Annotated in this window: 17 protein-coding genes; 7 read left to right on the plus strand and 10 right to left on the minus strand. The window is 62.9% G+C overall.

The window, feature by feature from the left end:
• Positions 1-14: 14 nt before the first annotated feature.
• The gene (locus JQ574_RS32415; protein ID WP_212209382.1) at positions 15-2,216 is read left to right on the plus strand and encodes a PQQ-dependent dehydrogenase, methanol/ethanol family; all 2,202 of its coding nucleotides are present in this window, start codon (positions 15-17) and stop codon (positions 2,214-2,216) included.
• A 465-nt stretch (positions 2,217-2,681) separates the two neighbouring features.
• Here JQ574_RS32415 and JQ574_RS32420 read toward each other — a convergent pair whose 3' ends face one another.
• The 6 genes from JQ574_RS32420 to JQ574_RS32445 all read right to left on the minus strand — a co-directional run bounded on the left by JQ574_RS32420 (position 2,682) and on the right by JQ574_RS32445 (position 9,511).
• A complete protein-coding gene (locus tag JQ574_RS32420; protein WP_212209381.1) occupies positions 2,682-3,881 on the minus strand; it encodes an ABC transporter substrate-binding protein in 1,200 nt (399 codons plus the stop codon).
• A gap of 91 nt (positions 3,882-3,972) precedes the next feature.
• Positions 3,973-5,811, minus strand: a complete 1,839-nt coding sequence (locus JQ574_RS32425; protein ID WP_212209380.1) for a long-chain fatty acid--CoA ligase — start codon at positions 5,809-5,811, stop codon at positions 3,973-3,975.
• A gap of 119 nt (positions 5,812-5,930) precedes the next feature.
• Complete coding sequence (locus JQ574_RS32430; RefSeq protein WP_211999311.1) at positions 5,931-6,710, minus strand: ABC transporter ATP-binding protein; 780 nt, start codon at positions 6,708-6,710, stop codon at positions 5,931-5,933.
• 10 nt (positions 6,711-6,720) lie between these two features.
• Positions 6,721-7,479 (minus strand): ABC transporter ATP-binding protein, encoded by a 759-nt coding sequence (locus tag JQ574_RS32435; protein WP_212209379.1) that lies wholly within the window; start codon positions 7,477-7,479, stop codon positions 6,721-6,723.
• Positions 7,476-8,627 (minus strand): branched-chain amino acid ABC transporter permease, encoded by a 1,152-nt coding sequence (locus tag JQ574_RS32440; protein WP_212209378.1) that lies wholly within the window; start codon positions 8,625-8,627, stop codon positions 7,476-7,478. The genes JQ574_RS32435 and JQ574_RS32440 overlap by 4 nt, the downstream gene beginning before the upstream one ends.
• 8 nt (positions 8,628-8,635) lie before the next feature.
• Positions 8,636-9,511 (minus strand): branched-chain amino acid ABC transporter permease, encoded by an 876-nt coding sequence (locus tag JQ574_RS32445; protein ID WP_212209377.1) that lies wholly within the window; start codon positions 9,509-9,511, stop codon positions 8,636-8,638.
• Between the two features lie 350 nt (positions 9,512-9,861).
• Between JQ574_RS32445 and JQ574_RS32450 the strand changes: the two genes are divergently transcribed.
• The 4 genes from JQ574_RS32450 to JQ574_RS32465 all read left to right on the plus strand — a co-directional run bounded on the left by JQ574_RS32450 (position 9,862) and on the right by JQ574_RS32465 (position 14,147).
• On the plus strand, positions 9,862-10,611 hold the full coding sequence (locus JQ574_RS32450; RefSeq protein ID WP_211999308.1) for an ABC transporter ATP-binding protein: 750 nt from the start codon (positions 9,862-9,864) through the stop codon (positions 10,609-10,611).
• The gene (locus tag JQ574_RS32455; RefSeq protein WP_212209376.1) at positions 10,608-12,131 is read left to right on the plus strand and encodes a permease; all 1,524 of its coding nucleotides are present in this window, start codon (positions 10,608-10,610) and stop codon (positions 12,129-12,131) included. The genes JQ574_RS32450 and JQ574_RS32455 overlap by 4 nt, the downstream gene beginning before the upstream one ends.
• A 216-nt stretch (positions 12,132-12,347) precedes the next feature.
• Positions 12,348-13,406 carry a toxic anion resistance protein gene (locus JQ574_RS32460; protein ID WP_212209375.1) on the plus strand — a complete coding sequence of 353 codons (1,059 nt, stop codon included), beginning with the start codon at positions 12,348-12,350 and terminating at the stop codon, positions 13,404-13,406.
• Between the two features lie 102 nt (positions 13,407-13,508).
• Positions 13,509-14,147, plus strand: a complete 639-nt coding sequence (locus tag JQ574_RS32465) for a 5-bromo-4-chloroindolyl phosphate hydrolysis family protein (RefSeq protein ID WP_249119748.1) — start codon at positions 13,509-13,511, stop codon at positions 14,145-14,147.
• 71 nt (positions 14,148-14,218) lie between these two features.
• Here JQ574_RS32465 and JQ574_RS32470 read toward each other — a convergent pair whose 3' ends face one another.
• Positions 14,219-15,103, minus strand: coding sequence for an alpha/beta fold hydrolase (locus JQ574_RS32470; protein ID WP_409363408.1), 885 nt, complete (start codon positions 15,101-15,103; stop codon positions 14,219-14,221).
• A 221-nt stretch (positions 15,104-15,324) separates the two neighbouring features.
• On the opposite strand from JQ574_RS32470, the gene JQ574_RS32475 reads away from it, so the two are divergent.
• Together JQ574_RS32475 and JQ574_RS32480 are read left to right on the plus strand one after the other, a co-directional pair.
• The gene (locus JQ574_RS32475; RefSeq protein ID WP_212209405.1) at positions 15,325-16,140 is read left to right on the plus strand and encodes an MBL fold metallo-hydrolase; all 816 of its coding nucleotides are present in this window, start codon (positions 15,325-15,327) and stop codon (positions 16,138-16,140) included.
• A gap of 42 nt (positions 16,141-16,182) precedes the next feature.
• Positions 16,183-17,235 carry an amidohydrolase gene (locus JQ574_RS32480; protein WP_212209372.1) on the plus strand — a complete coding sequence of 351 codons (1,053 nt, stop codon included), beginning with the start codon at positions 16,183-16,185 and terminating at the stop codon, positions 17,233-17,235.
• Positions 17,236-17,259: 24 nt separating this feature from the next.
• Here JQ574_RS32480 and JQ574_RS32485 read toward each other — a convergent pair whose 3' ends face one another.
• Genes JQ574_RS32485 through JQ574_RS32495 form a run of 3 tightly spaced genes read right to left on the minus strand, consistent with a single transcriptional unit; the run spans position 17,260 to position 22,062 of the window.
• A complete protein-coding gene (locus tag JQ574_RS32485) occupies positions 17,260-18,516 on the minus strand; it encodes an aminopeptidase (RefSeq protein ID WP_212209371.1) in 1,257 nt (418 codons plus the stop codon).
• Positions 18,517-18,570: 54 nt separating this feature from the next.
• Complete coding sequence (locus tag JQ574_RS32490; protein ID WP_212209370.1) at positions 18,571-19,932, minus strand: adenylosuccinate lyase family protein; 1,362 nt, start codon at positions 19,930-19,932, stop codon at positions 18,571-18,573.
• Between the two features lie 60 nt (positions 19,933-19,992).
• Positions 19,993-22,062, minus strand: coding sequence for a DEAD/DEAH box helicase (locus tag JQ574_RS32495; protein WP_212209369.1), 2,070 nt, complete (start codon positions 22,060-22,062; stop codon positions 19,993-19,995).
• Positions 22,063-22,669 lie beyond the last annotated feature (607 nt).

Genomic DNA, 22,669 nt, shown 5'->3' on the forward strand with positions numbered 1-22,669 from the left:
TGGAGGGGACTAGGATGACGCGTTCGCCGTACGGTGATTCTGTTTGCCGTTTTTTTCCTGACAGCTTTTCCAACTTGCATCGGCCGGTTCGCCTTGCGCTGGCGATCGGGCTTGGGCTGGCGGTCTCCTCCACGGCGGCACTCGCGCAAAGTCCCGCCAAGGGATCGCCGGAGCACATCAAGGCCGTCACCTCGGCGGTCGACGGCGCCTCGATCAAGGCCAACACCGCGACATCGAACGACTGGCCGACCATCGGCCTCGATTACGCGGAAACGCGCTTTTCCAAGCTGAACCAGATCAACACCGACAACGTCAAGAAGCTCGGCCTGGTGTGGAGCTATCCGCTCGAATCCTCGCGCGGTGTCGAGGCTACCCCGGTGGTGGTCGATGGCATCATGTACCAGACCGCCTCCTGGAGCGTGGTGCATGCGATCGACGCCCGAACCGGCAAGAGGCTCTGGACCTTCGATCCCGGCATTGACAAGGAGAAGGGCTACAAGGGCTGTTGCGACGTCGTCAATCGCGGCGTGGCGCTCTGGAAGGGCAAGGTTTTCCTCGGCGCCTATGACGGCCGCCTGATCGCGCTCGATGCCGTCACCGGCAAGGTCGTCTGGGAAAAGGACACCATCGTCAGCAAGGAGCACTCCTACACCATCACCGGCGCGCCGCGCGTATTCAACGGCAAGGTCGTGATCGGCAATGGCGGCGCCGAATATGGCGCGCGCGGCTACATCACCGCCTATGACGCCGAGACCGGCAACCAGGCCTGGCGCTGGTTCACGGTGCCCGGCGATCCCTCAAAACCGTTCGAAGATGAATCGATGGCGGCAGCCGCCAAGACCTGGGATCCGGCCGGGAAATACTGGCTCAACGGCGGCGGTGGAACGGTGTGGGACACCATCACCTTCGATCCCGACCTGAACATGGTCTATGTCGGCACCGGTAACGGCTCGCCATGGAATCGGGACCTCCGCAGCCCATCCGGCGGTGACAATCTCTATTTGGCGTCGCTGGTGGCGCTGAACGCCGACACCGGCAAATACATCTGGCACTATCAGGAAACCCCCGGCGATCATTGGGACTACACATCGACGCAGCCGATGATCCTGGCGGACATCAACATCGATGGCGCGCCAAGGAAGGTCATTCTCCATGCACCGAAGAACGGTTTCTTCTTCGTCGTCGACCGCACCAACGGCAAGTTCATCTCGGCCAAGAACTTCGTCGATGTGAACTGGGCGACCGGTTACGACGCCAATGGTCGGCCGATCGAAGTGCCGGCGGCGCGTGGGAGAGAACAGTATGACAGCATTCCCGGCCCGTACGGCGCCCATAACTGGCACCCGATGTCGTTCAATCCGCAGACCGGCCTCGTCTATCTGCCGGCGCAGAACATTCCGGTGAACCTGACGCCGGAAAAGGCCTTCAAGCATAATGCGCAGGAGCCGGGCAAATTCGCGTCCGCTGCGGGCTGGAATGTCGGCTTCATGCTGAATGCGACGCCGCCGAAATCAGCGCCGTTCGGCCGGTTGATCGCCTGGGATCCGGTCAAGCAGAAGGAGGCCTGGCGCGCGGAATATGTGGCGCCGTGGAACGGCGGCACGCTCACCACCGCGGGCAATCTGGTTTTCCAGGGCACGGCTGACGGACGCTTCATTGCCTACAACGCCACGTCAGGCGAAAAGCTCTGGGAGTCGCCGACCGGCACCGGCGTGGTCGCGGCGGCCTCGACCTATATGCTCGACGGCAAGCAATATGTGTCGATCGCGGTCGGCTGGGGCGGCGTGTTCGGCATCGCCGCACGCGCCACCGAACTGCGCAGCCCGGGCACGGTCTACACCTTCGCGGTCGACGGCAAGGCGCCGCTGCCGGCCTTCGTGAAGTACCAGACCGAGGGCCTGCTCGCCGGCGTCAAGTATGACCCGAAGGACGTGCCCGATGGCACCGCGCTCTATGTCACCGCCTGCGCGCAGTGCCACGGCGTGCCCGGCATCGACAAGGGCGGCAATGTCCGAAACCTCGGCTATGTTCCGAAGGAGACCATCGAGAACCTGAAGGACTTCGTGTTCAAGGGTCCGTTCCGCGACCAGGGCATGCCTGACTTCACCGGCAAGCTGACCGAAGCTGACGTAACGAAGATCGTCGCCTTCATCCAGGGCACGGCGGATGCGATCAGGCCGAAGCCGGCCGAAGCAGCTGGACAGCCGAAGCAGTAGCCCAACTCGTCATGGCCGGCTTGTCCCGGCCATCCACGTCTTCTTTTTTATGCCGCCAAGACGTGGATGCCCGGGACGTAGGCGAGCGGAAGCGACGCCGTCCTTCAGACGGCGATGCCCGGGCATGACGGAGAGTGGGATCCATCCCAAAAAAAGGGCTGCGCAATATGATCGCGCAGCCCTTTTTATTGGAGCGTGCATTGGCGATGACCGGCTGATTTCATCCAGCGCATCGCTGGACCGATTCAGCCGAAGAAGTAGCAGCCGTCATTGCGAGCGCAAGCGAAGCAATCCATAGCCAACAAGCAAGAATGGATTGCTTCGTCTTTGCTCCCTTGCGCAAACGCTTCGCGTTTGCCACAGGCAATGACAGAGGAACCAGCGGAAATGCACAATAAAAAGGGCTGCGCGAGGTGATCGCGCAGCCCTTCATCGTTTGGAAGGCAAGCCTTCGGAAGACGCGCCTCAGAACATCAGGCCTTCCTTCACCAGCACCCAGCGGCCGTTCTTGACCTGCTGGACCTGGGTGATGGTGGTGGCGAGATGGTTGGTTTTCGAGAACACGGTCGGTGGCGAACTGAAGATATCCTGGAACTTGTCGCCGGACTCCAGCGCATCGAGCATCTTCTGGCCGGTCAGATCCTTGCCGGCCTTGTTGGCATAATGCGCGAACGTCATCACCGCATTGTAGCCGATGATCGCCTGGGTGTTGGCGTCGGTGCCGAACATTTTCTTGTAGTTGACGAGCCAGTCCTTCACTTTCCCCTTCGCGGTGTCCTCGTAGGGAATTTCGAAGCCGGAGGCGGCATACAGCCCTTCCACCGCTTCCTTGCCGAGCGCCGGCACTTCAAGCACGTTGGTCGGCGTGGCGCCGAGGAACGTCACGTCCCATCCGAGCTTCTTGGCTTCGCCCATCGCACCGATGGTCTCGCGGAGCACGGTGCCGAGCACTACCATATCGCAGCCGTCGGCTTTCATTTTGGCGACCTGCGCACTGAAGTCGGACGCGCCGCGCTTGTAGCTGGTTACCGATGCCGGTGTCATCTTCATCGCGGTTACCTGCTGGGTAAAGCCGTCGAGCACGTTCTTACCGTACTCGTCGTCCTGATGCATGATGCAGGGCTTCTTGAAGCTCTTGTTCTCGATCATGTATTTGACGGCAGCGCGGGTGCTCTCGACATAGGGCAGCAGATTATTGAACTTCAACCGCTCCTGCGGCTTGGCCGGGTCGAACTTGTAGGTGAATTCGGCCGCGGTCAGCGGAAACAGCTGCAACACGCCGGCATCGAACAGAATGTCCTGCGAGGCGAGCACGGTGGGCGAGCCCATCGGTCCGACCATCGCGAACACCTTGTCACGCTCCACCATCTTCTGCGACGCGAGCACCGCGCGCTTCGGATCGTAGCCGGAGTCCTCCAGGACCAACTTGATCTTGCGGCCGTGAATGCCGCCGGCGGCGTTGGTTTCCTCAACCGCCATCTTCATGCCGTTGGACACCGGAACGCCCCAGCCCTTGATCGGGCCGGACAGATCCTGATGGGTGCCGATGACGATCTCGCTCGCCGAGATGCCTTCATTGGTAACCTTGGTCTGGGCGTAGGCTGGCAAATGGGTCAGCGCAAGGGCGCTCACCGCAAGGCCCAACGCCCTATACGATTTCGACATTGCAGTCTCCTCTTCGTTGGCCCGTGTTGAGCGAAGGGTGGGGCCTTCTTGTCCTTCGCCGTTTCTACAAATTTTGCTCAAAGTTCGTCCGTTACGCCACCGCCCGTTCGCCGTACATGGCGCCGATCTCGGCCGCGTAACGCTTGTTCACAAAACTGCGCTTCAATTTCATGGTCGGCGTCAATTCCTCGTCTTCGGGCGTCAGCTGACGCTCGATCAGGAAAAATTTCTTGATGGTCTCGACCCGCGCGAAGTTGACGTTGACCGCCTCGATCTCGCGCTGGATCAGGTCCTGGATCTCGGGCGCGCGGCACAGGCTCGCGTAGTTGGTGAAGGGAATGTCGTGGTCCTGCGCGAACTTCTCGACATTCTCCTGGTCGATCATGATGAGACAGGTGAGGTACGGCCGCTTGTCGCCGATCACCACCGCGTCCGAGACGTAAGGCGAGAATTTCAGCTGATTCTCGATCTCGGACGGCGTGATGTTCTTGCCGCCCGAGGTGATGATGATGTCCTTCATCCGGTCGGTGATCTTGACGAAGCCCTCATTGTCGATCGAGCCGACGTCGCCCGTGTGCAGCCAGCCTTTGGCGTCGATGGTCTCTGCGGTCTTCTCCGGCTGGTTTAGGTAACCCATGAACAGGAAGTCGCCCTTGATCAGGATTTCGCCTTGCGGGGAAATCGCGACCTCACCCCAGGGCGCGGCCTTGCCGACTGAGCCCAGCTTCATGCGGTCGGGCGGCATCACGGTGGCCACACCGCAATTCTCGGTCTGGCCGTAGACCTCGCGCATGTCGATGCCGAGTGCGAGATACCAGCGGATCAGATCCGGCGCGATCGGCGCAGCCCCGGTAAAGGCCAGACGGCAGCGATCGAGCCCGAGCATGCGGCGAATGTTGCGGAACACCAGCCAATAGGCGAACTGATTGGCGATCCGCAAGGTCAGCGGCGGCGTTTTACCCTCGAGCTTGCTCTCGGTCACGCGATTGCCGATTCCCAGCGCCTGGCGGTACATCCAGTTCTGGAACGGCGTCGCGTCCTTGAGTGCAATCGTGATCCCGGAATAGAATTTTTCCCAGATCCGCGGCACCGCCAGGAACGCGGTCGGCTGCACTTCGCGCAGATTGTCCGGCACGGTTTCCGGGCTTTCGGCGAAATTCATCACCGACCCCAGTGCCAGCGAAATGTAATAGCCACCGATCCGCTCGGCGACATGACAGAGCGGCAGGAACACCAGCCGCTCTTCGGCGTCGGTGGAGGGGAACAGATCGTTGGCGTGGCGCATCTGGTGCGTCACGCTGCGGTTGGAATGCATCGCGCCCTTGGGCGGACCGGTCGTGCCTGACGTGTAGACGAGGATGGCCAGATCGCCCGCGCCTCGGCTGGCGATCATCGCATCCCACAGCGCCGGATCGTCGTGACTGTGGTTGCGCCCGAGGGCGGTGAATTCGGCCAGCGACATCACCATCGGGTCGCTGAAGCCAGAGAGGCCTTCCATGTCGAACACGACGATCTTCTGCAAGGTCGGGCAGCGTTCGCGGCAGGACAGGATCTTGTCGAGCTGCTCTTCATCCTCGGCGAAGATCACGCGTGTCGAGGAATCGTTGATGAGGTATTCGACCTGGACCGACGAGTCGGTTGGATAGATCCCGGATGAGACGCCGCCGGCGCAGAGGATGCCCATGTCGGCATACACCCACTCCGGAACCGCGTTCGCGATGATCGAGGCGACGTCGCCCGGCTTGAAGCCGGTGGCATGCAAGGCGTAGGCGATATCTTTCGATATCTGCAGCCACTGCCGCCAGCTGGTCGGCTCCCAGATACCGAACTTCTTTTCGCGGATCGCCGGCCGGTCGCCGCGCGTTTCCACGGACAGCAGAAAACTCTTCGCTAGCGTGTCGGCGACCGTCAGCACTGCCGGTCTGGCCATGCGTCTTCCTCCCTCTCTCGCCTGCGTCCGCCGCCGGTCTTGTCAGCCGGTCTTGTTTTCGGAAGCAGCTCGAATTTAGCTCCAAATCACTAGGAACGCCAATGCCTTAACTGCGTCGTTTAGCGCCATGTCTTCTTCTTTTTCCAGCGTCGCTCACCGCGAGCGCCCTCTTCCTTGGCGCCGAGATAGAATTCCTGGATGTCCTTTGAATGCATCAGCCGCTCGCAGCTGTCGTTCATGACGACCCGGCCGATTTCCAGCACATAGCCATAGTGCGCCGTCTCCAGCGCCACCTTGGCGTTCTGCTCGACCAGCAGGATCGACATGCCCTGCTCTTCGTTGACGCGCTTGATGATGGTGAAAATCTCCTTCACCAGGATCGGTGACAGCCCGAGCGAGGGTTCGTCCAGCAACAACAGCGTCGGCCGGTTCATCAACGCGCGCCCGATCGCCAGCATCTGCTGTTCCCCGCCGGAGAGCTGTCCGGCCGGCTGGTTGATGCGTTCCTTCAGCCGGGGGAAATAGCCATAGACGCGCTCAAGATCCTCGGCGACGCCGTCGCGATCCTTGCGCGGATAGGCGCCCATCATCAGGTTCTCGCGCACGGAGAGAAACGGGAACACTTCGCGCCCCTCCGGCACGTGGCTCAGGCCCAGCCGCACGATCTTGTCGGCTTCCACGCGCTGGATTGATTTGCCCAGAAATTCGATTGATCCCTTCTGCGGATCGAGGATGCCGGAAATGGTTTTCAAAACGGTGGTCTTGCCGGCGCCGTTGGCGCCGAGCAGTGTGACGATCTTGCCACGCGGCACTTCGAGGCTGATGCCCCTGATCGCCTGAATCGGCCCGTAATAGCTCTCGATATTGCTGAGCTTCAGGATGATGTCGGGAGCACTCATGGCATCATCCTTATGCGCCGAGATAGGCGGCGACGACGTCGGGATGGCGCTGCACTTCGGAAGGTGACCCCATCGCGATCACCTTGCCGTAATTCAGTGCGATCACCCGGTCCGACACCCGGTTCACCAGCGACATGTCGTGTTCGACCATCAGAACGGTGATGCCGAGGTCGGTCTTCAGGTCGCGGATCCAGAACGACATGTCGCCGGTTTCCTCGACGTTCAGCCCGGAAGACGGCTCGTCCAGCAGGATCAGTTTCGGCTCCGAGCACAGCGCGCGTGCAAGCTCGATCACCTTGCGGACGCCGTAGGGCAGCCCCGAGATCAGCTTGTCGCGATAGACTTCGAGGTCGAGGAACTCGATCACCTGCTCGACACGGCGGCGATGCGCCTTTTCGTGGGCGCGCACGCTCGGCAGGAACAGCAACTCCTGCCACAGCTGCGTGGTGGAGTGGCGGTGCCGGCCGACCAAGAGATTGCTCAGCATCGTCGCGTTCTCGAACAGTTCGATGTTCTGAAAGGTGCGGGCAATGCCGAGGCCGGCGATTTCGTAAGCCGGCTGCTGGGTGATGTCTTGATCCTCGAAGTAGATCTTGCCCGAGGTCGGCGGGTAAATGCGCGAAATCAGATTGAAGATCGAGCTCTTGCCGGCGCCGTTGGGGCCGATGATCGAGAGGATCTCGCCCTTCTCCACCGCGAAGCTGACGGCATCGACCGCCTTGAGGCCACCGAAGTGCAAGGACAGGTCTTCGGCACGGAAATAGGTCATCGGTTCCGCTCCGACTTCACATAGATTTTCTGCCGCTTGAAAGTGGCGCGCTTGTAGAGCGGGAACAGCTGGAAGAAGAGCTTGATCTTCAGCCAGCGTCCGTAGAGGCCAAGCGGCTCGAACAGCACGAACAGCACGATGATCAGGCCGTAGATCGCGCCCTTGAGGCCGTTGGCGGAAGCGATGGCGGCGGCCTTGTCCTGAATTTGAGACGCACTCTCCTTGCCCGCGCCAAACGTCGAAGCGACGCCCGCGATCATTCCGGGCAAGTCGTCCTTAAGATAGGTCAGGAGCGGATCGATCATGACCAGGAAGATGGCGCCCAGCACCGCGCCGTGCAGACTGAACGAGCCGCCGATCAGGATCACGATGATGAACTCGATCGAGAGCAGCAGCGTGAACATTTCCGGGCTGATGAAGGAAAGTTTGTGGGCGAACAGGCAGCCCGCGAATCCGGTGATCGCGGCGCTGATCGCAAACGACTTGACCTTGTAGAGCGAGACGTTGATGCCCATGCTGCGCGCCGCCGTCTCGCTGTCGCGGATGGCGACGAAGGCGCGGCCGGTCGGCGAACGCAGGAGGTTCAGGGTGCCGACGATGGTCAGGATCAGGAAACCCAGACAAAGGAAATAGAAGCTCGGACTATCGCGCGATATCGCCATGCCGAACAACTGCATGGTCTTGACGCGCATGCCCTCATTGCCATGGGTCACGCTTTCCCAGCGCGCCAGGATTTCCTCGACGATGAAGGCAAAGGAAATCGTCGCAATGACGAGATAGATGCCCTGCAGCCGCAGCGCCGGGAATCCGACCAGCGCGCCGACTACGCCGGTCAGCAGGCCTGCGGCCAGGAAATACACCGGAAACGGGACGTTGTATTGCTGCAGGAAGGCCGCCGTATAGGCGCCGATGGCGAGGAAGGCGGCGTGCCCCAGCGACGCCTGCCCGGTAAAGCCGGTCAGGATCATCAGCCCGACGCCGACGGTAGCGTAGATGCAGACGAACACTAGCTGGCTGACAATATAGCTGGACAGCACAAACGGCGCGATCGCCAGCAGTGCCAGCAGCACGCCATAGGTGACCAGATAGCCGCTGTGCGGCATCAACCGGATGTCGTCTTCGTAGTCGGTCTTGAAGAGAAAACGCATCGCGGCCCCTAAACCTTCTTGCGTGTGTGCACACCGAACAGGCCTTCGGGTTTGAGCAGCAACACCACGAGGAGAACGAGGTAAGGCGCGACGTCTTTCCAGCCTTGCGGCAGATAGAAGCCGGCCATGCTCTCAATCACGCCGATCAGGACACCACCGACCACCGCACCTGGAATCGATCCGAAGCCGCCGAGCACCGCGGCGGGAAACGCCTTCAATCCCAGCACCAGCCCGACGTTGGAATGAATGAAGGTGATCGGAGCCAGCAGCACGCCGGCAGCTGTTGCGACCGCAGCGCTGATCGCCCAGACGATCGACACCACCCGCTTGACCGGAATGCCCATGTAATAGGCAGCCAGCATGTTCTCGGAACTGGCGCGCATCGCGGTGCCGAGCGTGGTGCGGTTGAAGAACAGATAGAGCAAGCCGCAAAGGATGATGGTCGCAGCGATCACCGAGAGCTTGTCATGGGCCAGCACCAGCGAGCCGATCCGCAACACGCCCTGGCTGAACGGGGTCTCGATCTTGAGGTCGTCGGTGCCCCAGATCATGCCGGCGATGGAGCGCAGGAAGTATCCGAGCCCGATCGTCGCCATGATGATGGAAAACTGGGGATAGCCGAGGATCGGACGCACCACCACGCGTTCGGCCAGCATGCCAAACAGCGCCATGCAGATGACGGCGCCGGCGAATCCGAGCCAGTAATTGAGGCCGAGCATACCGATGAAAGTGAAGGCGAAGAAACCGCCCAGCATCATCAAATCGCCCTGGGCGAAATTGACGACCTCGGTGGCCTTGTACACCAGCACGAAGCCGAGCGCGATCAGGCCGTAAACGCAGCCAAGTGCGATGCCACTCACCAGTTGCTGAACGAAGTCCAGCATTGATTCCCCTCCCCCGGATGCCCCGCGATTCTACGGATCGCCTTAACGCATCCTGCCTTCGCGCTCTTGTGTCGAAGCGCTGAAGGCCACATATGTCCGTCCCCATTGAGACCAAAGCGCCGACGACTGTCAACAGAGCGCTGGTTGCGACCCGCGTTAACAATTGCGCAGAAATGCCGCAGGGCGGAAGTTGGCTTTGAAGTCGCCTTGGAAGTTGCCTTGGAAGTTGCCTTGGAAGTTGCCTTGGAAGCGTTCATATCGGCGCGATTTGGGGTCTTCGATTCACCGCACCGAAAGTTCTTGGGTCCATGGTTCGCGGCGACACATGAAACCCGGACCGTCCCGACCTCATGAACCCCGATGTATCAGCGTTGCAGGTGCGAGGGTTAACGAAGCGTTTTGACCGCCCGGCGGTCGATGCCCTCGATCTCACCGTCCACCGCGGCGAATTCTACGCCCTGCTCGGCCCCAACGGTGCCGGCAAGACCACGACGTTGCGCATGGTGGCCGGGCTGTTGCGGCCCGACGCCGGCGCTGTCTCTATATTGGGCATCGATGCACTCGCCGATCCCGTCGCCGCCAAGCAGATCATGGCGTGGGTGTCGGACGAGCCGATGATTTATGACAAGCTGACGCCCCTGGAATATCTCGAATTCGTTGCCGGCCTCTGGGGCGTCGATGCTTCGATTGCCGAATCCTCCGCGCAGGATCTGCTGGTGTCGCTCGGGCTTCAGCCGCATCTGCACGAACGCTGCGAAGGCTTTTCGAAAGGTATGCGCCAGAAGGTGGCGTTGGCCGGTGCACTGGTCCATGACCCCCGCCTGATCATCCTCGATGAACCGCTCACCGGCCTCGACGCGCTGTCCGCGCGTCACGTCAAGGGATTGCTGCAGGCACGCGTCCGCGCCGGCTGCACCGTCATCATGACGACGCATATTCTCGAAGTCGCCGAACGGATGGCCGACCGGATCGGCGTCATCGCCGCGGGCCGGCTGGTGGCCGAAGGCACGCTCACCGAATTGCGCCAGCAGAACGGCCGTAACGACACCAGCCTCGAAGACATGTTCATTGCACTCGTCGACACCGACGCGGCCGCATGAGTTCGGCCGCTGATCTCACCTGGTTTGCCCGGCACGAAATCCGGCTGGCGTGGCGCGAATGGCTCGCCATGATGACGGGCGCGCGGCGAAAACGAACGCGCGCCGTGATCGGGCTGCTCGTGCTCGCCGCCTTCCTGCATCTGCCGGCCTATGCGGTGATCGGCCGCTTTGCCGATCTGCAGGCCCCGCTCGACAAGCCGACGCTGATCGTCATGTCAGCAACGATCTTCCTGGCCTGGGCCCTGATGCTGTCGCAGGCGATCGAATCGGTGACGCGGGTGTTCTATGCGCGCGCCGACCTCGATTTGATCATGTCGTCGCCGGTCAGGCTGACCAACATCTTCTCGGTGCGGATCGCGGCAATCGCACTCTCGGTCACGGCCATGGCGCTGCTGTTGTCGAGCCCTTTCGTCGACGTTCTCGTGATCGGCGGCGGCATCAGGTGGTTTTCGGCGTTTGGCGTCGTCATCGCCATTGGCCTGTCGGCCGCGGCGGTTGCGATCGCAATCACGGTACTATTGTTTCGCTTGATCGGCCCGAGCCGCACGCGGCTCGCCGCGCAAATTCTCGCCGCCGTCATCGGCGCGGGTTTTGTCATCGCGCTTCAGGTCGCCGCGATCCTCTCCTACGGCACGCTGTCGCGGTTCACGGTGCTGACGTCGGACGCCGCGGCGGCCTACGCCCCCGATTTCGACAGTCCGCTGTGGTGGCCGGCGCGCGCCGCGATCGGGGACGGCGAAATGCTCTCGCTTCTGCTGGCCGGCAGCCTCGTGCTGCTCGGCGGCGTGATGGCGGTCTTCTCGCCAAAATTTGCCGGCACCGTCGTCAGCGCCGCCGCGACCGCAACGACAACCCGACGCGGGTCGCGGACGACCTCGTTTCGCCGCGGTTCGCGGCAAGCCGCGCTGCGCTGGAAGGAGTTCATGCTGCTGCGGCGCGATCCCTGGCTGGTGTCGCAGAGCCTGATGCAATTGCTTTATCTGGTGCCGCCGGCGCTGATGCTGTGGCGCAGCTTCTCCGATAGCTCGGCCGCGACCGTCCTGATCACGCCCGTGATCGTGATGGCGGCCGGCCAGCTCGCCGGCGGTCTCGCCTGGCTGACGATTTCAGGCGAGGACGCGGCAGATCTGGTCGCGACCGCCCCGATGCCGCCCGGCAGCGTGATCAGGGCCAAGGTCGAAGTGGTGATGATCGCGATCGGCGTCATCTTCGCTCCCTTGGTGGCTGCACTGGCCTTGGCCTCGCCCGTGCAGGCAGCGGTCACCGCCATCTTCGTCGTCATCGCCACCGTGTCGGCGGCCGCGATCCAGCTGTGGTTTCGCGTCCAGGCCAAGCGCAGCCAGTTTCGCCGCCGCCAGACCTCGTCACGCATCGCGACATTTGCCGAGGCGTTCTGCTCGATCGGATGGGCGGCGACCGCGATCCTCGCCGTCACAATCCCGATCGCCGCCCTCATCAGCGGCGCCATGACCGCGCTGATGCTGGCCGGGACGTGGAAGATCAGCCCGCGAAGGGATTGATGCGGAAGCGTCCGGCATTCAGCCGTGAACCTCGGCAGATCGAGCCCCGACAAAGCGATATCCTATTGAAGTTGAGGACAGATTTCCGGCAAGCCTGATTGGCTGGGAGGCCACGCCGCCGTCATCGATTCGTTTGGCTGGCTGGGCTATCTTGCCGAAGCACTACCGCGGCACCATGTGGCACCCCGGGAATGAGCACACAGGAGAGGAAGCGCGATGAGCGAAGCCATCAATGTCCCGGCGGTCATGGTGGACGCGACCGCGGTCGCGCGGATCAAGTCGGAGATCGACATCTCCGATCGGTCGCGCATCGTTACCTTCGGCGATCGCGCGCAGCGATCAGTCGTTGAGTTCGCGGACCGCATCCTCGCCCAAACCCAGAACCGGGAGCTCGGGACGACAGGCAAATTGTTGTCGGACATCCTGGGCAAGGCGCGCGGGCTCGATCCAGCGACGCTCAAGGACAGCGGCTTTTTCACGCGCCTGTTCTCCTCGATGGAATCGCGCTTGCGGCGGTTCTCCGAACAATTCGGCGACGTCGCCTCCCAGATCGACCGCGTCTGCGTCGAACTCGACCGCAACAAGGAAACCTTGCGGCGCGATATCGCCGTGCTGGACGAACTGCACGAACAAACCAAGGCATCGCTCGGCGACCTCGATTCGCACATCGCCGCCGGCAAGACCTTTGCCGAAGACTTCCGCCGTGGCCGGCTGATCGAACTTGAACAGGCCGTGAAGGCAGCCGGCGAAGGCAGCGACGCCTTGCTGGCGGCGCAAACCTATCAGGATGCCGCGCAGGCGCTCGACCGGCTCGAGAAGCGCGTCTTCTATCTGCAGCAGGCGCGCCAGATCGGCATTCAGCAGTTGCCGCAGATCCGTATCGTGCAGTCCGGCGACGAGACCCTAATCGAGAACCTGCAGGCGACGACCGAACTGACGATCCCGGTCTGGAAGCAGAAGATGATCCTGCTGCTCGGCCTTACCCGCCAGAAGTCCGCGCTCGACTTGCAGAAGACCGTCACCGACGCCACCAACGAGATGATGAAACAGGCCTCTGAGATGATGAAGACCCAGGCGATCGAGATCGAAAAGCAATCACAGCGCGGCATCATCGATATCGCGACGCTGGAGAAAACCAATAGCGATCTGGTCGACACGATTTCGGGCGTCCTCAACGTCCAGGCGGAAGGCCGCAAGAAGCGCGCCGAGATCGAGCAGCGGATGGCGCAATTGACCGACGAGTTGAAGTCAGCGATGTCCAAGTCGACGACATGAAGTCCGCGATGCGACGTTGCCTTGCCGGCCTGCTGTTGGCGCTGGCGCTTGGCGCTTCGCGCGGTGCGAGGCTATAACGGAATGCTATCAGGCTTTTCAGCCATGAACTGGATCGCGGGCGGCGCCGCGGCCGCCGTCCTGCTGCCGGTGCTGGCGATCGGCGCCGGCATGCCATTCTGGGTCGCCTGCATCGTCAGCCTGGCGGCGGGCGGCGGGCTGGTGACGGCGTTTTCGCCGCGCAAACCGTTCGAGGGGCTGGATTCCAGCGGGGCCGCGCGAGGCAGAATCGAATTCGCGCGGGAACTGCTGACCGATGCCGAGCCGCTGGCGGTGCGGCTGGAGGTCGCCGTGAGTTCGATCGGCACGCCTGAGGTCGCCGACCGCGTGCGCCATCTGGCGCGGGTTTCCCGCGAGATCTTCGCGGGTGTCGAAGATGACCCGCTGCGCGTCGACCTGGTGCGGCGCTTCCTCACCTATTATTTGCCGCGGGCGGCCGAACTCGCCGAGGCCTACGCGCTGCTTGAGAAGGGCGGCATGCGCGACACGGTGCGGATCACCACGACGGCTGAACTGATCGACCGGCTCGATACCGCGTTCACCCATTACGCGAGGAATTTGCAGAGTGCCGACCTCGGCAATCTGGACATCGAGCTCAAGCTGCTGAAGAGCTCACTCGACGATGACCTCGGGCCACCGCCACAACTCGGCGCTCCCTCGGATCCAGGGAAAGGGAGAGCCTGACGGCTCGATCGATTGGCGACGGCGTAGCCAGCTACTGCTTCTCAACTTCGCTCGTTCGATCGCTGCTCTGCCTACGCCCTGATCAATTCCAGCACCGCCGCCGCAAACGCCTCGGGCTCTTCCTGCGGCAAATTATGCCCGGCGCGCGGCACCACCCGATGAACCCGGCGGCCGGCGAATTTCGGCGCGCTCTTGCTGCCGTCGGTGGCCGGGCTCACGCCATCCCCGTCGCCGTCGAGCGTAATGGTCGGCACCACAATCGCGGGCTGCGCCGCCAACCGGCGCTGCAGATCGGCATATTGCGGATCACCCTCGGCAAGGCCGTAGCGATGGCGATAGCTGTGGATCACCACCTCGACATAGTCAGGATTGTCGTGCGCGACTGCGGTCCGCTCGAAGCAGGCGTCGTCGAAATGCCAGTTCGGCGACCATTGCTGCCATAATAACTTGGCGATCCCGCGCCGGTCGGCGGCAAGGCCGGCGCGGCCACGCTCGAGCTGGAAATAATACTGATACCAGAGCGCCACTTCGCGGTCCGGCCGCGCCGGCACCATCGCGTTGGCGATATCCTGGATGTTGTAGCCGTTGACCGACACCAGGCCGATGCAGCGCTCCGGCCAGAGTGCCGCACCGATACAGGCGGCGCGGCCGCCCCAATCATAGCCCGCGAACACCGCGCGCTTGATGCCGAGCGCATCCATCAGCGCCATCAAATCCGCGCCCAATGCCGCCTGCTCGCCCGACCGCCGCGTGGCCTTGTCGCGAAACCGGGTCGGCCCATAGCCGCGCAGATAGGGAACGATGACGCGGCACCCTTCGGCGGCAAGCTGCGGCGCCACGTCCACATAGGTGTGAATGTCGTAAGGGAAGCCGTGCATCAGCATGACGACCGGCCCATCCGCCGGACCCGCCTCGTAATAGGCGATCTTGAGCACGCCGGCATCTATGCTGCGCAGCGGTTCCAGCCGCCTCGAAGATGGTGCGCGTGGGGTCTTTTTGGCTGGCGTGGAGGCTTGTTCGGTCAAGGCGTCACTCCGTTGTGGCATCCGGCCACACGGTATCGCCTAACGCCGGTGAAGCAAATGTGGCACGGGAGCTGTGCGCGATTGACATCATGACGGGCGCTGAATTCGGCGATACAGTATGCCAGCGGCCGTCGCCGCATACGGGTCATGCCATGCTGCGATCGCTCGTGCTTGCCACTGCCTTTCTCGGTTCGCTGATCGTTCCTGCGACCGCGCAATCGCCGCTCCGCAGTGAATGCCTGGCGATGGCCAACGCCCCGCCGTGGGCTGTGCCGGTCAGCCTCCGCCGCACCGCCGCCAAGGTGGAAGAAGTCGCGATCACCTATGTCGGTCATTCCACCTATTACATCGACACGCCCGGCGGGGTGCGGATCGGCACCGATTTCAACGGCTACTACCAGACCGGGCGGCTGCCCGACGTCGTCACCATGAACCGGGCGCATTCGACGCATTTCACGCTGTTTCCCGACCCCAAGATCAAGCATGTGCTGCACGGCTGGGGTGAGAAGGGGCAGCCTGCGCTGGTCGGCCTGCGCGTCGATGATGTCTATATCCGCAACGTGACCACCGACATCCGCCGCTACTACGGCGATGGCGCCGGCGGCGAGATGATCCGGGACGGCAACTCGATCTTCATCTTCGAGGTCGCCGGCCTCTGCATCGGCCATCTCGGCCATCTGCATCACAAGCTCGACGACAGCCATTTCGCGGCGATCGGCCGGCTCGACATCGTGATGGTCCCGATCGACGGCACCTTCACGATGTCGCTCGACGGCGTCTCCGAAATCACCAAGCGCCTGCGCGCCTCCGTGGTGCTGCCGATGCATCGTTTTGCGACCCCGCTCGACGAATTCATGCGGCTGATCGGCAAGCAGTTCGAGATCGACCAGCGCACCCAGCGAACCCTGAAGATTTCGCGGGAAACGCTGCCCACCACGCCGACGGTGATCATTCTCGACGGGGTGTGAGCCGGCACGACAACGATAATAAGAATCAGGGAGCGACCATCCATGGCCGTCAGCACTGCACCCGCCTCGAAGAGCGGGCTCTATGCCGATCCGCGCGAAGACTGGCTGGCGCAACACACCGAGGCGATCATCGACCCCGACCGCCCGATCGTCGACCCCCACCATCATCTCTGGGACCGCGGCGGGCAGCGCTACTTGATCGAGGAGATGGCGGCCGATGTCGCCTCCGGCCACAACATCATCGCGACCGTCTATGTCGATTGCCGTTCTATGTACCGCGCCAGTGGGCCCGAGGCGTTCCGGCCGGTCGGCGAAGTAGAATTCGCCAACGGCATTGCCGCGATGGCGGCGAGCGGCGGATACGGCAAGGCCGCGATCTGCGCCGGCATCGTCAGCCACGTCAATCTGCTGCTTGGCGAAGGCGCCAGGCCGGTGCTGGAGGCGGAGATCGTCGCCGGCAATGGCCGCTTCCGCGGCATCCGGCATTCCGCGGCGTGGGATGCCGATCCCGATGTCGCCGGCATTTATGCGACGCGGCCGCAGGGCCTGCTGCTCGACGCAACCTTTCGCAAGGGCTTTGCCTGTCTCGCGCCGCTCGACCTCAGTTTCGAAGGCTGGCTGTTCCATCCGCAGATCGGCGAACTCACCGATCTTGCCCGCGCCTTCCCGGACACCAGGATCGTGCTCGATCATTGCGGCGGCCCGATCGGCATCGGCAGTTACGCGGGCCGGCGAGAGGAGATCTTTCCAGTCTGGAAGGCCTCGATCCAGGAGATCGCCAGATGTCCCAATGTCGTGGTCAAGCTCGGCGGGCTTGCGATGGCCCTGCTCGGCTATGACTTCCATCTGCGGCCGAAGCCGCCGACTTCGGAACAGGCCGCCGCCGCGTGGCGCCCTTATATAGAGACGTGCATCGAGGCCTTTGGACCCAGCCGCTGCATGTTCGAGAGCAATTTTCCGCCCGATAAAGGCCAGTGCAGCTATCACGTGATCTTCAACGCCTTCAAGCGCCTCGCTGCGCAATACAGCGAGGCCGAGAAGACGGCGATGTTTTCCAGGACGGCGACGGACTTTTACAGGTTGCAGCTGACCTAGCTCACGGCCGGCGTGAGCGCCTGCTCACGCCCATTCGCCCTTGCGGAACACCGGGACGCTGCTTCCGTCGGTGTGAATGCCGTCGATGTCGGTCTCGGCCGAGCCGATCATCCAGTCTATATGAATGAGGCTCTTGTTGCCGCCTTGCGCCGCGATCTGCTGCGGCGTCAGCTTGTCGCCGCCGACGAAACATTTCGAGTAGCATTGGCCGAGCGCGATGTGCGAGGCGGCGTTCTCGTCGAACAGCGTGTTGAAGAACAGCAATCCACTCTTCGAGATCGGCGAGGAGTGCGGCACCAGCGCCACTTCGCCGAGCCGCGCCGCGCCCTCGTCGGTATCGAGCACCTTCTTGAGCACTTCCTCGCCGCGCGACGCCTTTGCGTCGACGATGCGGCCTTCCTCGAACCGCACCGCGATGTTGTCGATCAGGGTACCCTGATAGGACAGCGGCTTGGAGCTGACGACATGCCCGCTGACGCGCCGGCAGTGCGGCGTGGTGAAGACTTCCTCGGTCGGGATATTGGCGTTGCAGGTGATGCCGTTTTTGGCCGTCGAGGCGCCGCCCTCCCATTCATGGCCGTCGGCGAGACCGATCGTCAGATCCGTTCCCGGCCCCGAATATTTCAGCGCGTGGAAGCGCTGGCCGTTCAGCCACTGCGTGCGCTCGCGCAGCACAGCGTTGTGTTTTTCCCACGCCGCGACCGCGCCGTCCTGATCGACGCGCGAGGCCGCAAAAATCGCGTCCGCCAGTTTGGCTACCGCGACATCCTCGGCAACGTCGGGAAATACCTGCTTCGCCCATGCCGGGCTCGGATAGGCGATGATGTTCCAGTTGGTTTCGAAATTGACGATCTTTTCCAGCGCCGGCTGATAGGCCATCGAATTGGCTTTGCTGGCGCGCGCCACCTTGGTCGGATCCTCGCCCGACAGCAGCATCGGATTGTCACCGACGATCGCCAGCCGCGCGGTGTTATTGCCGAACGCCTTCGCCATGCCCTCATAGAGCCAGCCGGCCGCGCGATCGAACCCGTCATTGTGGCCGTAGCGATAGCGCGACAGCGTGATCTCTTCGTCGGAGAGGAACGGCGTCACCAGGCCCGCACCGGCCTTGTAGGCATGCTCGGCAATTTTTCGAACCAGCGGCAGCGCCACCGACGGCGCGGTCAAAAGCAGGTCCTGGCCCGGCTGCAACTGCAGGCCGACCTTCACGGCGACCTCGGCAAGGCGGTCGAGTTTCACGGGATCGATCGGTGTCGAAAAATTACGTTCGTGTGCGGTCATGACGGGTCCTCAAATCAATCGTTGCTACAGAGATAGGCGAACCGGCTGGTTCCTTCAACGCTTCGACGCCGCCAATACGCGATCGACCATCTCGGGCGCGAGGCCGAGATAGTTCTTCGGCGAGGTCAGGCGGTCGATGGTCGCGCGGTCGATGCGCGAGGAAACGCGCGGATCCACGGACAGCGCATCGGCCAGCGTCATGCCTTTGTCATTGGCGACACGGCAGGCGTCATAAACGACGTCGTGCGCCTCCTGCCGGCCGATGTCCGGAGCAAGCCCCATCATCACGGCTTCGGCGACGATCAACCCGCGGCTGATGTCGAGATTGTCAGCCATCTTCGTCTCGTCCACGATCAGGCCGCCCAGCGCGAATTTCGCCTGATGCAGCGCGCCTGCGGTGAGGACAAAACTTTCCGGGATCGCCATCCATTCGGCATGCCACGGCCCGGTGGCGCGCTCGAAGTCCTGCACCATCGCGTCCAGCATCAAGCCGGCGTGTTGGCGCACGCCCTTGGCCGCCGCCAGCATCAGTTCGGATGAAATCGGGTTGCGTTTCTGCGGCATGGTCGAGGACGCGCCGCGGCCTTTCACGAACGGCTCGTAGAGTTCGGCGAATTCGGTCGACGCCATGATCATGATGTCGAGCGCGATCTTGCCGAGCGAGCCGGTGACGAGGCCGAAGAAATTGATCACTTCCGCAAGGCCGTCGCGTGCGACGTGCCACGTGGAGACCGGCACGCCGAGCCCGAGTTCCTCGCACAGCGCCTTTTGAACCTCGAACCCCTTGTCGCCGAGCGAGGCCAGCGTGCCGGCGGCGCCTGCGAACTGGCCGACAAGGACGCGCGGCTTCAATTGCGCGAGGCGCTCGGCGTGGCGATCGAACATCGCGAGATAAATCGCGGTCTTGTAGCCGAACGTCACCGGCAGCGCCTGCTGCAGATGGGTGCGCCCCGCCATCGGTGTGTCGCGATAGCGCCTGGAGAGATCGGCGAGGATGCCGCGGAGGGCGGCGATGTCAGCCTCGATGATTTCGAGCCCGGCGCGGACCTGCAGCACCACGGCGGTGTCCATGATGTCCTGCGTGGTCGCGCCCCAATGCACGTAGCGGCCGGCCTCGCCGCATTGGTTTGCCATCTGGTGCACCAGCGGCAGGATCGGATAGCCGACGATATCGGTCTCGCTGCGCAGCAGGTCGAAATCGAACGCCGAGACGTCGGTTCGCTTTGCGATTTCCTCGGCGGCTTGCGCCGGGATCACGCCGCAGCGCGCCTCGGCCTTGGCCAGCGCGATCTCGACTTCGGCGTAGCGCGAGATCAGGCTGAAATCCGAAAACACGTCCCGCATCGCCGGCGTGCCGAAGGCGTCGCGGAACAGGATGGAGTCGAGGACGGTGGTCGAGGTCGGAAAGGCGGGCATGTCGTTTCCTTCGAATCGCGCCTCAAGGATGCCGGACGCTCAGACCATCGTCACGCCCCCTCAGTCGCGGAATTTCTTCTTTTTCTTCTTTCCGAATGCGGGCTTCGCAGCGCCGGCATGTTTCGGCTTGGCGGCATAAGCAGGCTTCTCCCGGAATGGCCGCTTTTTGTCGTAACGCCTTTCCTTGTCGAATCCAGGCGCCTTTTCGCTGCGAGGCTTGTCTTCATACGGCTTGCTGTCGCGGGATTTGCCGCCGGGCGGCTTGTTGCCCCAGGACTTTTCATCACGGGACTTTTCATCACGGGGTTTTTCGTCGTGAGGCTTGTCTTCGCGAGGCTTGTCCCAGGGCTTTGCTTCCCGCGGCTTGTCTTGCCACGGCTTGCCGTGCGGCCTCGGCGCCCTCTCCTCACGCTCGCGCGCAGGCGGACGCTTCTCGGCCGCGGGCTCGCCCTGCGGGCCCTCGGGCAAGGGCTCGATGCGAATATTGTCTTCCTTGTCGGGACGGCGGAGGTTGCCGACAAATTTGTCGGCGGCGCGCGCGGAAATTTCGAACTCGGTCGTCGTGTCCATGACGCGGATGGCGCCGATGTCTGTTTTGTCGATGCCGCCGCGGCGGCAGATCATCGGCAACAGCCAGCGCGCCTCGGCATTCTTGCGGCTGCCGATCGAGGCGCGGAACCAGACGCTGTTCTCGCCCATGACGTGGCGCGCCGACGGCTTTTTCGACTTGGATCGTGGACCGGCGTTGCGGTCGTCACCGCGCGGCGCACGACTATCACTTTCACGGCCGCGATCCTCGCGGCCCCGGCTGCGATGTTCGCCGGGATCGATGATGTCTTCCGGCGAGGGCAGCCGTGATCGATAGAGGCGCGCCAGTGCCGCGGCAATATCCTCGGCCGAGCGCTCGGCGAGCAGGGCCTGCGCCAACATCAAATCCTCGGGCGTAGTTTCTTCGGCGAACAGCGCATCCTTCAGCATGCGCTCTTGATCGAGCTTGCGGATTTCATCGGCCTGCGGCGCCGTACCCCAGATCGCATCGATGCCGGCCAGGTTCAGCAGCACTTCTGCGCGCCGCTTGCGCGCCGGCGGCACCAATAGAACGCTAACCCCCTTGCGGCCGGCACGGCCGGTGCGGCCGGAGCGATGCTGCATGACTTCAGGATCGTTCGGAATATCGGCGTGGATGACGAGATCGAGGTTTGGCAGATCGATGCCGCGCGCGGCCACATCAGTCGCGACGCAAACGCGGGCGCGGCCGTCGCGCAATGCCTGCAGTGCGTGGGTACGCTCGTTCTGGGTCAATTCGCCCGATAGCGCCACGACCGAGAAGCCGCGCTCCGACAACGTTGCCTGCAGATGCCGCACCGCCTCGCGGGTGTTGCAGAACACCAGCGCGCTCGGCGATTCGAAGAAGCGCAAGGTGTTGACGACCGCATGGTCGACGTCGCCAGGCGCGATCCGGATGGCGCGGTAATCGATGTCGGCATGACCGCCTTCGTCGCCGCCAACCTCGATGCGGAAAGCTTCCTGCTGATATTCCTTGGCCAGGGCGATGATGACGCGCGGCAGGGTCGCCGAGAACAATAGGGTGCGGCGGGTCTCCGGCGTGGTCTCGAGGATGAATTCCATATCCTCGCGAAAACCGAGATCGAGCATTTCGTCGGCCTCGTCGAGCACGACGGCCTTCAGTTCGGAAATATCCAGCCTGTTGCGCCTCAAATGATCGCACAGCCGCCCCGGGGTACCGACCACGATGTGGGCGCCGGCCGCGAGCTCGCGCTGTTCACGGCGCGGATCCATGCCGCCGACGCAGGAAACCACGCGCGCATCGGCGTATTGATAGAGCCAGGCGAGTTCGCGATGGACCTGCAGCGCCAGCTCGCGCGTCGGTGCGACGATCAGGGCAAGCGGTGCGCCGGCCCGCTCGAACCGCTCGGCATCGCCGAGCAGTTCGGCTGATATGGCGAGGCCATAGGCGACGGTTTTGCCGGAGCCGGTCTGCGCCGACACCAGCAGGTCGCGGCCGGCAGCGTCATTTGCCAGCACGGCGGTCTGGACCGGCGTCAGGGAATCGAAATTGCGCTCGGCCAGGGCTCGGGCGAGCGGCGGACTTGTGGTCAGGGATGTCACGAGATCAGAACCTTAATGGGCGCAGCTGCGCCGGAAAGCCGAATAAAGCCTCGAACCATACGATCGAGGCTGCCGGCTGGAGGATGCGCGGGTCCGATGACCCGAACGATTTGAATGAGATAGGCACCCTTTAGGCCATTCGCAGCCAAAGCGCCATGGAATGTTGGTGGAGGCTGCATTGCGTCGTTAACGGCGGGGCTATGGTGTTGATATTGCAGCGATATCCCGTCGTCCCGGCCTTGAGCCGGGACCCATACCGCGTGATCTCTCGATGAGGTTCGGTAGCCGAGACCATCCGCAAAACTTCTTCCTGTGATTATGGGTCCCCCGATGCGCAATTGCGCATCTGTGGTCAAGGCCGGGACGACGGCGTTCTTTGTTGCTGCACTGAACACTGAACACACCTTCGCAATCTCGCGACGCACTGCGCCCGAGCTTTGCCAGAAACTTCCCGCCCTCTCATGAGAGGGCGCAAGGAAGACCGGGTGCGCGCTGCACCCGCGGTCCCGTGTGCGGTTAGCACAAGAAATGCTGCACACGAGCATACAGGGCAGCGGAGAACACCCGGCCTTCCCTGCGCAATGGCTTTACGGCTTATGCCGTGCTC

It is taken from the genome of Bradyrhizobium sp. AUGA SZCCT0158, from assembly GCF_018130065.1.
GTDB lineage: Bacteria > Pseudomonadota > Alphaproteobacteria > Rhizobiales > Xanthobacteraceae > Bradyrhizobium.